At 42.0% G+C, this 14,901-nt stretch carries 12 protein-coding genes; 8 read left to right on the top strand and 4 right to left on the bottom strand.

Translation table 11 applies throughout. The features are described from left to right. Positions 1-103 precede the first annotated feature (103 nt). Together fghA and C9J40_RS03260 are read right to left on the bottom strand one after the other, a co-directional pair. Entirely contained in the window at positions 104-952 is an 849-nt protein-coding gene (gene fghA / locus C9J40_RS03265) for an S-formylglutathione hydrolase (protein WP_045129331.1), read from the bottom strand. A gap of 83 nt (positions 953-1,035) precedes the next feature. Continuing rightward, complete coding sequence (locus tag C9J40_RS03260; RefSeq protein ID WP_005370059.1) at positions 1,036-2,166, bottom strand: S-(hydroxymethyl)glutathione dehydrogenase/class III alcohol dehydrogenase; 1,131 nt, start codon at positions 2,164-2,166, stop codon at positions 1,036-1,038. Positions 2,167-2,364: 198 nt separating this feature from the next. On the opposite strand from C9J40_RS03260, the gene C9J40_RS03255 reads away from it, so the two are divergent. Beyond that, on the top strand, positions 2,365-3,255 hold the full coding sequence (locus C9J40_RS03255) for a LysR substrate-binding domain-containing protein (protein ID WP_107205406.1): 891 nt from the start codon (positions 2,365-2,367) through the stop codon (positions 3,253-3,255). Between the two features lie 30 nt (positions 3,256-3,285). Next, positions 3,286-3,813 carry a tRNA adenosine(34) deaminase TadA gene (gene tadA / locus C9J40_RS03250; protein ID WP_107205407.1) on the top strand — a complete coding sequence of 176 codons (528 nt, stop codon included), beginning with the start codon at positions 3,286-3,288 and terminating at the stop codon, positions 3,811-3,813. A gap of 80 nt (positions 3,814-3,893) precedes the next feature. Here tadA and mltF read toward each other — a convergent pair whose 3' ends face one another. Next, positions 3,894-5,384 carry a membrane-bound lytic murein transglycosylase MltF gene (gene mltF, locus C9J40_RS03245; RefSeq protein WP_107245682.1) on the bottom strand — a complete coding sequence of 497 codons (1,491 nt, stop codon included), beginning with the start codon at positions 5,382-5,384 and terminating at the stop codon, positions 3,894-3,896. A gap of 446 nt (positions 5,385-5,830) precedes the next feature. On the opposite strand from mltF, the gene purL reads away from it, so the two are divergent. From purL to glnB, 3 genes are all read left to right on the top strand, one after another. Next, positions 5,831-9,748 carry a phosphoribosylformylglycinamidine synthase gene (gene purL / locus C9J40_RS03240; protein ID WP_107205409.1) on the top strand — a complete coding sequence of 1,306 codons (3,918 nt, stop codon included), beginning with the start codon at positions 5,831-5,833 and terminating at the stop codon, positions 9,746-9,748. 178 nt (positions 9,749-9,926) lie between these two features. After that, a complete protein-coding gene (locus tag C9J40_RS03235) occupies positions 9,927-10,331 on the top strand; it encodes a hypothetical protein (RefSeq protein ID WP_107245680.1) in 405 nt (134 codons plus the stop codon). Between the two features lie 100 nt (positions 10,332-10,431). Next, the gene (gene glnB / locus C9J40_RS03230; protein ID WP_006646656.1) at positions 10,432-10,770 is read left to right on the top strand and encodes a nitrogen regulatory protein P-II; all 339 of its coding nucleotides are present in this window, start codon (positions 10,432-10,434) and stop codon (positions 10,768-10,770) included. Positions 10,771-10,828: 58 nt separating this feature from the next. Here glnB and C9J40_RS03225 read toward each other — a convergent pair whose 3' ends face one another. Then, positions 10,829-11,443, bottom strand: a complete 615-nt coding sequence (locus C9J40_RS03225; RefSeq protein ID WP_107205411.1) for a YitT family protein — start codon at positions 11,441-11,443, stop codon at positions 10,829-10,831. Positions 11,444-11,836: 393 nt separating this feature from the next. Here C9J40_RS03225 and glyA point away from each other — a divergent pair, with 393 nt between their 5' ends. From glyA to ribD, 3 genes are all read left to right on the top strand, one after another. Further along, positions 11,837-13,087: a serine hydroxymethyltransferase gene (gene glyA, locus C9J40_RS03220; RefSeq protein WP_107205412.1), complete on the top strand. Its 1,251-nt coding sequence runs from the start codon at positions 11,837-11,839 to the stop codon at positions 13,085-13,087. Positions 13,088-13,300: 213 nt separating this feature from the next. Further along, entirely contained in the window at positions 13,301-13,750 is a 450-nt protein-coding gene (gene nrdR / locus C9J40_RS03215) for a transcriptional regulator NrdR (protein ID WP_107205413.1), read from the top strand. A gap of 10 nt (positions 13,751-13,760) precedes the next feature. Beyond that, positions 13,761-14,885, top strand: a complete 1,125-nt coding sequence (ribD, locus tag C9J40_RS03210) for a bifunctional diaminohydroxyphosphoribosylaminopyrimidine deaminase/5-amino-6-(5-phosphoribosylamino)uracil reductase RibD (protein ID WP_107245679.1) — start codon at positions 13,761-13,763, stop codon at positions 14,883-14,885. The last annotated feature ends 16 nt before the right edge of the window (positions 14,886-14,901 follow it).

The following is a 14,901-nucleotide window of genomic DNA, read 5'->3' as shown; positions in this document are numbered from 1 at the left end:
ATTTGAGCAGATAAAAGAAAAGCCTCGCTAAGAATAGTGAGGCTTTTTTCTATTTAGCATCTGAAGATATTATGTGAATACTTCAGTATGACACGCATACTCATTACTTGTTGAAGTGCTCTACGTGGAAACGTAAGTGATCTTCAATAAATGTTGCCATAAAGTAGTAGCTATGGTCGTAACCATCTTGCATGCGAATTTCTACCGGGTAGTTATTTGCTTTTGCAGCGGCAGCTAGACTTTCGGTACGAAGTTGACCTTCAATGTAGAAGTTGTCATGAGTACCTTGATCAACCAGCATTGGCAGTTTTTTCTCAGCTTTACGAATTAACTCGCTTGAATCGTATTGCTTCCACGTTTCAGTGTTGCTACCTAAGTAACCAGTGAAGGCTTTTTGACCCCAAGGACAATTCATTGGATTAGCAATTGGGCTAAATGCAGATACTGAAGAAAAACGCTCAGGATTACGCATCGCAATCATCAATGCGCCATGTCCACCCATTGAGTGGCCACTGATTGCACGCTGATCTGATACAGGGAAGTGCGCTTCAACTAATGCTGGTAGCTCATTAACAATGTAATCGTACATGTTGTAATGACGATTCCAAGGTGCTTCTGTTGCGTTCACGTAGAACCCAGCACCTAAACCAAAATCATAGCTACCTGCAGGATCATCTTCTACACCTTCACCGCGTGGGCTAGTATCGGGTGCAACAATGGCAACACCTAATTCTGCTGCGATACGTTGAGCGCCCGCTTTTTGCATGAAGTTTTCATCAGTACACGTTAAGCCTGATAACCAGTAAAGTACTGGTACTTTTTGTCCTGCAGCCGTTTGTGGTGGTAGGAAAATAGCAAAACGCATATCGCAATTAAGTACTTCTGAGCGGTGTGTATATTGTTTATGCCAACCGCCAGCAGTTTTATTACAGCTAATGTTTTCTAAAGGCATGGGATGCTCTCTCAGTCAGATTAGGCGCAGAGATAGGGTACAGAAGATGATCTCTGCGCATTAATTATTATGTAATTATATTCTTATTTATCGAAGTGGATAATAGTACGGATACTTTTACCTTCGTGTAGTAGGTCGAATGCTTCGTTGATTTTGTCTAAGCCCATATTAAATGAGATAAAGTCATCAAGTTGGAATTCACCTGCCATGTAACGATCAACGATACCTGGAAGCTCTGAACGGCCTTTAACACCACCGAATGCAGAACCACGCCATACACGACCTGTTACTAGTTGGAATGGACGAGTAGAGATCTCTTGACCTGCGCCAGCCACACCGATAATTACTGATTCGCCCCAACCTTTATGACAACACTCAAGTGCAGAACGCATTACGTTTACGTTACCAATACACTCGAAAGAGTAATCAACACCGCCGTCAGTCATTTCAACGATCACTTCTTGAATCGGCTTGTCGAACTTCATTGGGTTGATGCAGTCAGTTGCACCTAACTTACGTGCTAATTCGAATTTTTCTTCGTTGATATCAACAGCGATGATGCGGCTTGCTTTCGCCATAGTTGCACCAATAATCGCTGCTAGACCGATACCACCAAGACCGAATACAGCAACAGTGCTACCTTCTTCAACTTTCGCTGTATTAAGTACCGCACCCATACCTGTTGTTACACCACAGCCTAGTAGACAAACTTCTTCTAGTGGTGCTTCTTTGTTGATTTTCGCTAGTGAAATCTCAGGAAGAACAGTGTACTCAGAGAATGTTGAACAACCCATGTAATGGAAGATAGGTTGACCATCTTTGTAGAAACGTGTTGTACCGTCTGGCATTAAGCCTTTACCTTGAGTTTCACGTACTGCCTGACAAAGGTTTGTTTTGCCAGATAGACAGTACTTACACTTACCACATTCTGCTGTGTAAAGTGGAATAACGTGGTCGCCTACTTGAAGATCGGTAACGCCTTCACCAATCATTTCAACAATACCGCCGCCTTCGTGACCAAGAATTGCAGGGAAGATACCTTCTGGATCATCACCTGATAGTGTGAATGCGTCAGTATGACATACGCCAGTTGCAACGATGCGAACGAGAACTTCACCTGCACGAGGAAGCATTACATCAACTTCTTCAACAGAAAGTGGTTGGTTTGGACCCCATGCAATCGCAGCTTTTGATTTGATAAATTTATCAGTCATTATAATTCTCTTCTATTTGTTCTACGTTGTTATTGATATTCGTAGAGAGTAATTAAGTTTAATCGAAATTTCTCTGTCTCGATTCGATGAAGACTATTGTATTTATTTCTGAATAAATGATAATTAGGTTAAAGTGCAAATAACTTTTACCTAACAGTAATAATGACTGTTATTGGTATCAAAATATAGGTAAGTAAGATGTTCCTATGGGAAGGCGTAACAGAATTTGTAGCTGTAGCTGAAACTGAAAGTTTTACAGCGGCATCTAAACGATTAAGTATTTCAACTGCGCAAGTGAGCCGACAAGTCAGTGCCTTAGAGAATCGACTTAATACGAAATTATTCTATCGTACTACGCGTAAGGTGTCATTGACCGAAGAAGGCAATGTGTATTACCAGCACTGTCGTCAAGTGATGGACGGTTTGGAAGAAGCTGAACGCGCATTAAGTAACTTACGTGGAACACCTCAAGGCTTAATTAAATTAACGGCTCCTGTCACCTACGGTGAAAAATATATCATGCCGTTAGTGAATGATTTCATGCTGCAATACCCAGAACTTGAAGTGGTTATTGATATGACCAATAGACAGGTTGATTTAGTTGAAGGTAGCTTTGACTTAGCGATTCGTCTTGGTCGTTTGACAAGCTCTTCAATGATGGCAAAACGTTTAACTTCTCGTACGATGTATGTTTGTGCGTCTCCTGATTATCTTGCAAGATTTGGTGTACCACATTCACTTTCTGAATTACGTCACCATAACTGCTTGATCGGAAACTATGATCATTGGCGTTTTCAAGAATCAGGCAAAGAGAAAAGTGTTAGAGTCTCTGGGAATTTAAACTGCAATAGTGGTTACGGTTTACGTGATGCGGTATTAAAAGGGATCGGTATAGCGCAGTTACCTGATTACTATATTGATAAAGATTTAGATTCGGGTGCCATTGTTCCTATTTTGACTAACTACCAAGAGCCAGATGAAGGGATTTGGGCGCTGTATCCACATAACCGTCACCTATCACCTAAAATAAGAATGCTGGTGGACTTTTTGGCCGAGAAATTACCGCGAATTAGCCATTACGACGTATAAGCTAAAATGTATTTTTGACTGAATATGTAAATGATGACGATACAAGTAGAACCAAACGACGAACACTTTATGCGCCGTGCGATAGAGCTCGCAGCCAAAGCAGAAGAAGAAGGTGAAGTACCTGTTGGGGCCGTTGTTGTTTATAACGGTCAAGTGGTGGGTGAGGGCTGGAACCGATCTATTGGTCAACATGATGCCACAGCGCATGCAGAAATAATGGCGTTGCGACAAGCGGGTAAAGTGCTAGAAAATTACCGTTTAATTGATACTACATTGTATGTCACTTTAGAGCCTTGCCCAATGTGTGCAGGAGCTATGGTGCATTGTCGTGTGGGAAAGGTCGTTTACGGTGCTGATGATCTAAAAACAGGGGCGGCTGGAAGTACCATGAATTTACTTAGCTATGATGGCGTCAATCATCATGTAGAGCAAACATCAGGCGTATTAGTCGAGGAATGTCGTGCTCAGCTACAAGCTTTTTTTAAACGTCGACGAGCAGAGAAAAAAGCGGCAAAGCTATTAGCTAAACAACAGATGGCGAATGATCAGTCGCTTTAACCTATCGCCTAACAACGGAAAAGAAAAAGCTCAGGGATAACCTGAGCTTTTTTGTTTTTAAATTTTATATTGTGGGCGATTTATTTTGAGGTCGAGACCGAAATCGCAGCTGAGGTTGCTGTCGCCTGAGAAGGGCTAGTTAGGGTGTTTCTTGCCGCTGATGAAGTTTGTATTAGTTTATTCGGTAATGTGATGGTCTGTAATCCATTAATAATCGTGACATCATCACCATCATAATTGTCGCTATGCGTCTGCTCAAAACCAATAATACTTTGGTAATAACGGCGGATCCCTTCAACATAGTTAACCGCTTCTGTACCGCGCGCATACCCATAGCGAGTTTGCGTGTAATACTTTCGCTGTTGTAATAGTGGCAAACGTTGCTTTACATCAGCCCATGTATTGGGATTACCATGTTGTGCTTTCGTTAGACGACGAGCATCCATCATATGACCGAATCCAATATTGTATGAGGCAAGAGCAAACCAAACTTTCTCGTGCTCATCAATACTGTCAGGCACACGGGCAACCATTTTTCTCAAATACTCGGTACCTCCACGAATACTTTGCTCTGGATTGAGGCGATCAGTAACACCAACAGATTTCGCAGTTGGATTGGTCAGCATCATCATGCCACGAACGCCTGTTGGAGAAACCGCTTGTGGATCCCAATGCGACTCTTGATAAGCAAGAGCGGCAATTAAACGCCAATCAAACTCGTTAGCATACTTCTTAAATAGCCCTTGCCACTTAGGCAATTTATTATCGAGTGCGCGTAAAAATGCACGAGTGTCAACGTAATCAAATTGTTCGACATGGCCGAAGTATTTCTCTTCTAGCTGTGCTAATTCACCGCTTTGTTTTATATGACCAAAAAATTCAATTAAGAGGGCATATAAGCTGTCATTGTTACTGTCTTTGACAAACCAGCTAATAGGTTCATCTTCAGTTAGTTCAAGTGCGATTGCTAATTCAGGATGAGTTCGTTGTAGTAGGGCAACATCAACAGAGTCGGCAACGGTATAATCTAACTCGCCATTAGCGACTTTACGTAATAGGTCATCGATATCGGTTTCTTTGATCGATTGCCATGTTAGGTTGGGATATTTTTTCTTGAGCTCTTCTAATTTACGTTCATGACTAGAGCTAGCTACAACAGCTAACGAACGGTCAGTATTGGCTAATTCTTCAATATCGCGAGGGCGGCGTTTCCCTTTCTTATAAACAACCACTTGGCTGGCATAATAATAAGCAGGAGCAGGGTGAAAACCTTGCAAACGTTGAGGCGTTACCGTTAATCCTGCTGCAACAATATCAATATCGTCATTTTTTAAAGCAGGGAATAAGCCTGAGAGGGTAAACATGGTTTGCATTTCCAGCTTTACGCCTAGCTCTTTAGCAAAACGTTGAGCTAATTCATAATCTAGGCCTGTTGGTCCATCAGCCCCTATATAATAAGACAGCTGATTATTTAACGTACCTACACGTAATACACCGCTTTCACGAATGCGCTCTAAAGGATCAAGCGGTTTTTCTTGCCATTGGCAACCACTTAATAATAAAGCAAGCATTAATGATATGAGTACACGGTATATATTGGTAAGAGATTGAAGGTATATCAACAAAGCTAACCTAACTTAAAAATGAGCTGTCATTTATATCAAAGTGAACGGTAGTGGAAAAGCTGAACCCTGTCGTTGGATGTGTTAATTCACGGATTGAAACAAAAAAATAGTCTCCTTTTGTTTTATCGGTTAGTTTTTGCTCAAAAAATCGGGCTAATGTCAAAATTACTGATAAATTCAGGATGTTTGAAAAAAAAACACGCAAACGGTTGCGTCAGGTGTTACGTCACAAAAAAAAATCGCTTATACTGCGCGGGTGCGAAATCGATTATTCATCTATTTAGTCAATAATCAGGGATAAATCAGAGGTGACATTGACGTAATTACCCCATTTTTTTGGGAGTTAGGCCAATATTACTTTTCTTTAACCGCTAATCGAGAGACGTTTGCACATGGAAATTTTGCGTGGTTCACCCGCACTGTCTGAGTTTCGCGTTAATAAGCTACTTGAGCGTTGCCGCGAATTCGATCTGCCTGTGTCAGGTATTTATGCTGAGTTTATGCACTTTGCTGATGTATCTGCTGCCCTTACTGCTGATGAGCATAGCAAACTAGCGAGTCTTTTAACTTACGGTCCAACGATTGCAGAGCACGAGCCTTGTGGCACCTTGCTACTTGTTACCCCTCGTCCGGGGACAATTTCTCCTTGGTCATCAAAATCGACCGATATTGCCCGTAATTGTGGCTTAAAATCAATTAAGCGTCTTGAACGTGGTACCGCATATTACATTGAATCAACTTGCGAGCTATCAGCATCACAATTAGCGCAAGTCAAAGCGTTAATCCACGATCGCATGATGGAAGTGATTGTTGGCGATTTTGAAGCCGCGGCTGCTTTATTCAAACAAGCAGAGCCTGCACCGGTGAAAAGCGTTGATATCCTTGCTGGTGGTCGCCAGGCATTAGAGCAAGCTAACTTGACCTTAGGACTTGCCTTAGCTGAAGATGAAATTGACTACTTAGTTGAGAACTTCACCAAACTAGGTCGAAATCCAAATGACATTGAGTTGATGATGTTTGCTCAGGCGAACTCAGAGCACTGTCGTCATAAAATCTTTAATGCAGATTGGACGATTGATGGTGTTGATCAAGACAAGTCATTGTTCAAGATGATCAAAAATACCTATGAGCAAAACCATGAGCACGTATTGTCGGCATATAAAGACAATGCAGCAGTAATGGAAGGCTCAAAAGTAGGGCGTTTCTTCCCCGATCCAGAATCTCGTCAATATAACTACCACCATGAAGATACTCATATCTTAATGAAGGTAGAAACGCATAACCACCCAACCGCTATTTCCCCATGGCCGGGCGCATCAACAGGTTCGGGCGGTGAAATTCGTGATGAAGGTGCAACGGGTATTGGCGGTAAACCTAAAGCAGGTTTAGTGGGCTTTACTGTCTCTAACCTTAAAGTTCCGGGGTTTGAACAACCTTGGGAAACTGATTTTGGTAAACCAGACCGCATTGTTACAGCGCTTGATATTATGCTTGAAGGCCCACTTGGCGGCGCGGCATTTAATAATGAATTTGGACGTCCAAACCTATTGGGTTACTTCCGTACTTACGAAGAAAAAGTGACGTCGCATGCCGGTGAAGAAGTACGTGGTTACCATAAGCCAATTATGATCGCGGGTGGTATGGGGAATATCCGTGCTGATCACGTACAGAAAAAAGAAATTCCAGTTGGCGCGAAGTTAATTGTTCTTGGCGGCCCTGCAATGAATATCGGTCTTGGCGGTGGTGCTGCTTCATCAATGGCATCCGGTCAATCGGCAGAAGATCTGGATTTTGCTTCTGTACAACGTGAAAACCCAGAAATGGAACGTCGCTGTCAGGAAGTGATTGATCGCTGTTGGCAGCTGGGTGACGCTAACCCAATTGCCTTTATTCACGATGTGGGCGCGGGTGGTATTTCAAACGCTTTACCTGAGTTGGTTGATGATGGCGAGCGTGGTGGTAAATTCCAACTTCGTGATGTTCCTAACGATGAACCAGGTATGAGCCCGCTAGAGATTTGGTGTAACGAATCTCAAGAGCGTTATGTTATGGCCGTTGCACCAGAACATATGGCGGTTTTCGATGCGATTTGTCAGCGTGAACGTGCGCCGTATGCCGTTGTGGGTGAAGCGACAGAAGAGCGTCATTTAACCTTAGAAGATAGCCATTTCGACGATACGCCAATTGATATGCCAATGGATATTCTATTGGGCAAAGCGCCGAAAATGCACCGTGATGTAAAATCACAAAAAGTAGAAGGCCAAGCGATTGACCGCAGTGGTATTGACTTAGTTGAAGCGACGCAGCGTATTCTCCGTCTGCCAGCTGTGGCTGAAAAAACCTTCCTTATTACAATTGGCGATCGCACCGTTACCGGCTTGGTTGCACGCGATCAAATGGTAGGTCCATGGCAAGTACCTGTTGCTAACTGTGCAGTTACTGCTGCTAGTTACGATACCTACCATGGTGAAGCGATGTCTATGGGTGAGCGTACACCTGTTGCATTACTCGATTTTGGCGCATCTGCACGCTTAGCTGTCGGTGAAGCGGTTACTAATATTGCGTGTAGCGATATTGGTGATATGAAGCGTATCAATCTTTCGGCTAACTGGATGTCACCAGCAGGTCACCCTGGCGAAGATGCTGGCTTATATGAAGCCGTGAAAGCGGTCGGTGAGGAGTTATGTCCAGCACTTGGTTTGACTATTCCTGTTGGTAAAGACTCAATGTCAATGAAAACCAAGTGGCAACAAGATGGTGAAGAGAAAGAAGTGACGTCTCCATTGTCGCTGATTATCACTGCATTTGGTCGTGTTGAAGATGTGCGTAAAACCGTGACACCTCAGCTGCGTACAGATAAAGGTGATACAAGCCTGTTATTAGTCGATTTAGGTTGTGGTAAAAACCGCCTAGGTGCAACAGCACTGGCGCAGGTTTACAAGCAATTGGGTGATAAGCCTGCTGATGTAGATAGTCCTGAATTACTGAAAGGCTTCTTCTATGCAATGCAATCGTTAGTACGTGATGAAAAACTACTCGCTTACCACGACCGTGGTGATGGTGGTTTATACGTCACGCTAGCGGAAATGGCATTTGCAGGCCACACGGGTATTGAAGTTGATATTAATACTGGCAGTGAAGATGCAGTTGATGATGTATTAGCCTCGCTATTTAACGAAGAGTTAGGTGCCGTTATTCAAGTACGTACTGATGATCTTGATTTTGTTCAGTCGGTACTTGCAGCAAACGGTCTTGAAGCATGCAGCCATATTTTAGGTACTGTGGTTGAAGAAGATGTTGTTCGTATTTGGAATGGCAATGACTTAGTGCTAGAGCAAAACCGTACCGAACTTCGTGCCGTATGGGCTGAAACTACTTACCAAATGCAAGCGATGCGTGATAACCCAGCTGGCGCATTGCAAGAATTTGAAGCCAAGAAAGATACCCAAGATCCTGGTTTAAATGTGAAGCTGACGTTTGATATTAATGATGATGTAGCGGCTCCATTTATTGCCCCTGCGATTAATCTTGGCGCTAAACCGCAAATGGCGATTTTACGTGAGCAAGGGGTTAACTCTCACGTTGAAATGGCGGCAGCCTTTGATCGTGCAGGCTTTGATGCGAAAGATGTTCATATGAGTGACATTTTAGCGGGTAACGTGAAACTTGATGGTTTCAACGGCTTAGTTGCTTGTGGTGGTTTCTCTTACGGTGATGTATTAGGTGCGGGTGAAGGTTGGGCGAAGTCAGTATTGTTTAACAATATTGCGCGTGATCAATTTGAAGCTTTCTTTAACCGTAATGATACGTTGGCATTAGGTGTTTGTAACGGTTGTCAGATGATGTCTAACCTTCGCGACTTAATTCCAGGTGCTGATTTATGGCCGCGTTTTGTACGCAATGAATCTGAGCGTTTTGAAGCTCGTTTTAGCTTGGTTGAAGTACAACAAAGCCCATCATTATTCTTTAACGAAATGGCAGGCTCTCACATGCCAATTGCGGTATCTCATGGTGAAGGTCGTGTTGAAGTGCGTAATGCTGATCATCTTGCTGCATTAGAGCAAGCCGATATTGTTGCACTACGATATATTGATAACTACGGTAAGCTAACAGAACAGTACCCTGCGAACCCTAATGGTTCACCAAACGGTATTACCAGTGTGACGACAACAGATGGCCGTGTAACCATCATGATGCCGCACCCTGAGCGTGTGTTTAGAACCGTTGCAAACTCATGGCACCCAGATGACTGGAGTGAAAATAGCCCATGGATGCGTATGTTTAGAAATGCGCGTGTTAATTTAGGTTAATAAAGAACAGCGTTGAAGAATCAAAAAACCGCCAGAAATGGCGGTTTTTTATTCTTCTTGTATAAAAATCACTTTTTCAACCCTTTAATTGATAATAATCACATTAAAAATTGAAAATAGACGGTTATAATTGGGGAATAAGATGTAATGGAATTTTTATTGCGATAAAGGATTATATATGGGAGAAGGTATTCCCAGAGTTTTACGTTTATGTATTGCATCCCAAATACTGGCAGTGCTGGTTGCGCTAAGCATTTTTCGTCAATTCGACCGATTTGACCAATTTTTTACTACCTCTCAAATAGTTATAGTGCCAAATATTATCGTTTTACTGGTCTTATTTTCTGGCGTGTTGGCAATTATTGGTTTACTAAAAGGTCAAAAATGGGGATTTCTTCCTCTGTATTTCTACATACCTGCTGCAACGATGTTTCTTAATATCAGTATTATTCCGATACTCCCCGAACTTGTCCCTAGTGTTTATCGCAATCAGGTGATCTTAGGGCTAAATAGTGTAGTTTTAGTGTATTCAGTTTTTTTATTATTGCGTAGGATGGATCGAAACTTACTGCATGAAGTTTAAATAAATTTAAATTTGTCTGTAGGATCTGCGATAATGAGAGCAATTAAATCAATTGCTTGTAAGTAAAAATATTACTTCTGCTCAGTAAAGGATGATGAGAATGAAAAAAATTGAAGCGATAATTAAGCCATTTAAGCTTGATGACGTTCGTGAGGCATTAGCGGAAGTAGGTATTACTGGCATGACGGTGTCTGAAGTGAAAGGGTTTGGACGTCAGAAAGGCCATACCGAATTATACCGTGGCGCAGAATACATGGTCGATTTTTTACCTAAAGTGAAAATTGAAATTGTTGTCACTGATGAAGTAGCAGAGCAATGCATTGATACGATTGTTGAAACGGCACAAACAGGTAAGATTGGTGATGGTAAAATCTTCATGTTTGATATTGAACGTGTAGTGCGTATTCGTACCGGAGAAGAAGACGAAGACGCGATTTAAGTTGTATAAGAATACAAAAAAGGGGCATTACATTGACTGTAATGCTCCTTTTTTATTGCTAATTCACATCAGGGACCACAGGGTTATATCGGCCTGGTTTGTAGTTCATTGCAAGGACAATATTTAGGGTAATTGCACCAAGAATTGAAAGCAATAAAGTGGTTGGGGTAACAAAGAAAAAGGATGCAACCAAGATACAGATATCTATCGACATTTGGATTTTTCCTGCTGAAATACCAAATTTATCTTGAAGGAATAAAACCAGAACATTAAATCCACCAAGACTGGTGTGATGACGGAATAATATCAGCATACCAAGCCCCATCAATAAGCCACCAATCACTGCGCAGTAAATTGGATTAAGCCAACTGATAGCTAATACATGGTGAAGGTTATCCACCATAATAGAGACCAATGCACCAGATAAGACGCTGCTAATAGCAAAAGATTTGCCCATTCTAAACCATGCCATTAAATAAAACGGACAGTTCATTAAAAAATACAGCTTACCAAAAGAGATATCGACAAAATGGGTGAGTAGTAACGCGAGTCCTGTCGTGCCTCCCGTTAATAACTGGCTTTGCTGTAGAAAAAATATGCCCTGAGCAACAATAAATGTCCCCGTTAAAATAGCGATCATATTTTCATGAACAGGATGTTTAATACGACTCAATGGAACAACTCCTTGTAAATAATAAAGCCATAGTAAGAGGGAATAAGAATTTATAAAAGTTTACGTGTGAAAAGCACTTTTTAGCGTTGTAATTTATTTTTTACACTGTTGTAAATAATTTTATTGTTAAAATACTTGCCATCTATATTTGATTTAAAATCGAGCCATGAATCGTATATCAAGATGAAAATTATTCATGCTCTATTGAAAATAAACCGAGTTAATCATTAAGAAAAAGAACAATTAGGACTACCTGATTTAGATCAATTTATGTAAGATAGACGATAATTAACAAGCAAGACGAAAACGTTTGCGTCCACGTGGCGCCTAGCATTGCGATTTTTCAGTTTTTGCTCAAAATGGTATTTAACTTAGCTGAGTTAGGAGATACAGATGCTAAAGCGCGATATGAATATTGCTGATTATGATGCGGAACTATTTGCAGCCATTCAGGAAGAAACAGCTCGTCAGGAAGAACACATCGAGTTGATTGCTTCTGAAAACTACACAAGCCCACGTGTAATGGAAGCGCAAGGCTCTCAGCTAACAAACAAATATGCTGAAGGTTACCCAGGCAAGCGCTATTACGGTGGTTGTGAGTTTGTTGATAAAGCCGAGCAACTGGCTATCGACCGTGCTTGTCAGCTATTTGGTGCAGAATACGCGAACGTTCAGCCTCACTCAGGCTCACAAGCGAACAATGCTGTTTACATGGCACTTCTGAATGCTGGCGATACCGTACTAGGTATGAGTCTTGCTCACGGCGGTCACTTAACTCACGGTTCACCAGTAAACTTCTCTGGTAAGCTTTACAACGTGATCCCATACGGTATCGATGAAAGCGGTCAAATTGATTACGCTGAAGTTGAAGCGTTAGCGCTTGAGCATAAACCAAAGATGATCATCGGTGGTTTTTCAGCTTACTCTCAAATTGTTGATTGGAAACGCATGCGTGAAATCGCAGACAAAGTTGGCGCGTACTTCTTTGTGGATATGGCGCACGTAGCGGGTCTGATTGCGGCGGGTGTTTATCCTAACCCAGTTCCACATGCACATGTTGTTACAACAACAACGCACAAAACACTAGCAGGTCCTCGTGGTGGTCTTATCCTTTCTAATGAAGGTGAAGATCTTTATAAGAAGCTGAACTCTGCAGTATTCCCTGGTGGTCAAGGTGGCCCTCTAATGCATGTTATTGCGGCAAAAGCAGTCGCATTTAAAGAAGCAATGGAGCCAGAATTTAAAGACTACCAAGCACGTGTTGTTGAAAACGCAAAAGTAATGGTAGGTGAATTCCTAGAGCGCGGTTACAAGATTGTTTCTGGTAGCACTGAAAACCACTTATTCCTTGTTGATTTGATCGATAAAGGTATCACTGGTAAAGAAGCCGATGCAGCACTAGGTGCCGCTAACATCACAGTTAACAAAAACAGTGTACCAAATGACCCACGTAGCCCATTTGTAACATCAGGGATCCGTGTTGGCACACCGTCTATTACTCGTCGTGGCTTTACTGCTGATGATGCGCGTCAACTTGCAGGTTGGATGTGTGATGTTTTAGACAATGTTGATAACGAAGAAGTTATTGCAGAAACAAAAGCAAAAGTTTTAGATATTTGTAAGCGTCTACCTGTTTACGCTTAATCTACTTAGATGCATTAAGTAACATAACTGTCGAGTTATGATGATAAAGGCTTACCACTAGGTAAGCCTTTTTTATATTTTGCGCTTTTTCGGAGTGAACAATAAACCGACTATTCGTGGCTTTTTAATCAAAATGAGTAGAAAAACAGGGTGAATATTCTCATTAACGGTTTTAAATGAGTTACACTGAAGCGATTAAATGTAGGAGGCTAAATGCATTGTCCTTTTTGCGGTGCGAATGACACCAAAGTAATCGATTCACGATTGGTTGCGGATGGCCACCAAGTGCGCCGACGCCGCCAATGTTTAGCTTGTAATGAACGTTATACGACCTTTGAAACGGCCGAATTGGTAATGCCTCGTGTGGTGAAAACCAATGGCAATCGTGATCCGTTTAATGAAGAAAAACTTCGAGGTGGTATTCAACGCGCATTAGAAAAACGTCCTGTGAGTACGGATGACATCGAGCGTGCGATTAATAATATTAAAACTCGTTTACGCGCAACTGGAGAGCGAGAAGTGCCTTCAGAGATGATCGGCAACTTAGTGATGGAAGCATTAAAAGAGCTCGATAAAGTCGCCTATATTCGCTTTGCATCGGTTTACCGTAGTTTTGAAGATATTCGTGAGTTTGGTGAAGAAATAGCCAAACTAGAACGTTAAGCTGAGTGTAATGTTTACTAACCTTGATACACGATTAATGCTACGCGCTATTCAGTTAGCTAAACGTGGTTGTTTTACAACAGCGCCAAACCCGAAGGTGGGTTGTGTTATTGCTAATCGCGATGAAATCCTTGGTGAAGGTTTTCATTTTCGCGCGGGAGAATCCCATGCGGAGGTGTTTGCATTAAAACAAGCAGGTGCGCGCGCGAAAGGTGCAACAGCCTATGTCACTTTAGAGCCCTGCTCTCATTACGGACGCACACCACCTTGCGCTGAAGCATTAATTAAATCAGGCGTAAGTAGAGTTATTTGTGCCATGGTTGATCCTAACCCGTTAGTGGCTGGACGTGGCGTTGAAATGTTGCAAAAAGCGGGGGTAGATGTGCAAGTAGGGCTTCTTAAAGAAGAGGCTCAAGCCATTAATAAAGCGTTCATTAAACAAATGACAACCAAGATGCCGTATGTTGAATTAAAACTGGCATCAAGTCTTGACGGTAAAACAGCGTTAGCGAACGGTGAAAGTAAATGGATCACTGGGCCTTATGCTCGTGCTGATGTTCAACGTCATCGTGCGCAAGCTGGTGCAATATTATCAACCAGTGCCACTGTTATCGCTGATGATCCATCACTGAATGTGCGTTGGAGTGAGTTGGGTACACAGATTCAAGATGAATATCCACAAGCAGATGTTCGTCAACCTATTCGCGTTATTATTGACAGCCAAAACCGATTAACCCCGGCATATCAGTTATTTCACCTTCCGGGAGAAACGATTTTGGCACGCGCAGAAATGGGGAATGAAGATTGGCCTGACTCCGTGTCTCAGTGGATAATTCCTACCCGAGAAAATAGCCAACAACTCGATCTCACATTACTCATGCGTAAGTTAGCAGAAAATGGCATAAACCATATTTGGGTTGAAGCTGGCGCTGGGCTTGCGGGTGGATTACTTGAAGCACAATTAGTTGATTGTTTGATTTTATATCAGGCCCCAAAATTAATGGGGGCTGATAGTCGTAGTTTAATGAATTTATCGCCATTAACCGCGATGGATCAAGTTATCGATCTGAATATTACAGATCTACGTATGGTTGATTGTGATGTAAAAATTACAGCCACCGTTAAACGCTGTTAATCAATAGAATAAAGAA

Origin of the sequence: Photobacterium sp. GB-72, assembly GCF_003026095.1 — a bacterium.
Taxonomy (GTDB): domain Bacteria; phylum Pseudomonadota; class Gammaproteobacteria; order Enterobacterales; family Vibrionaceae; genus Photobacterium.
Note: the sequence above shows the minus strand (reverse complement) of the source record. Positions and strands in the feature narration are given on the sequence as shown.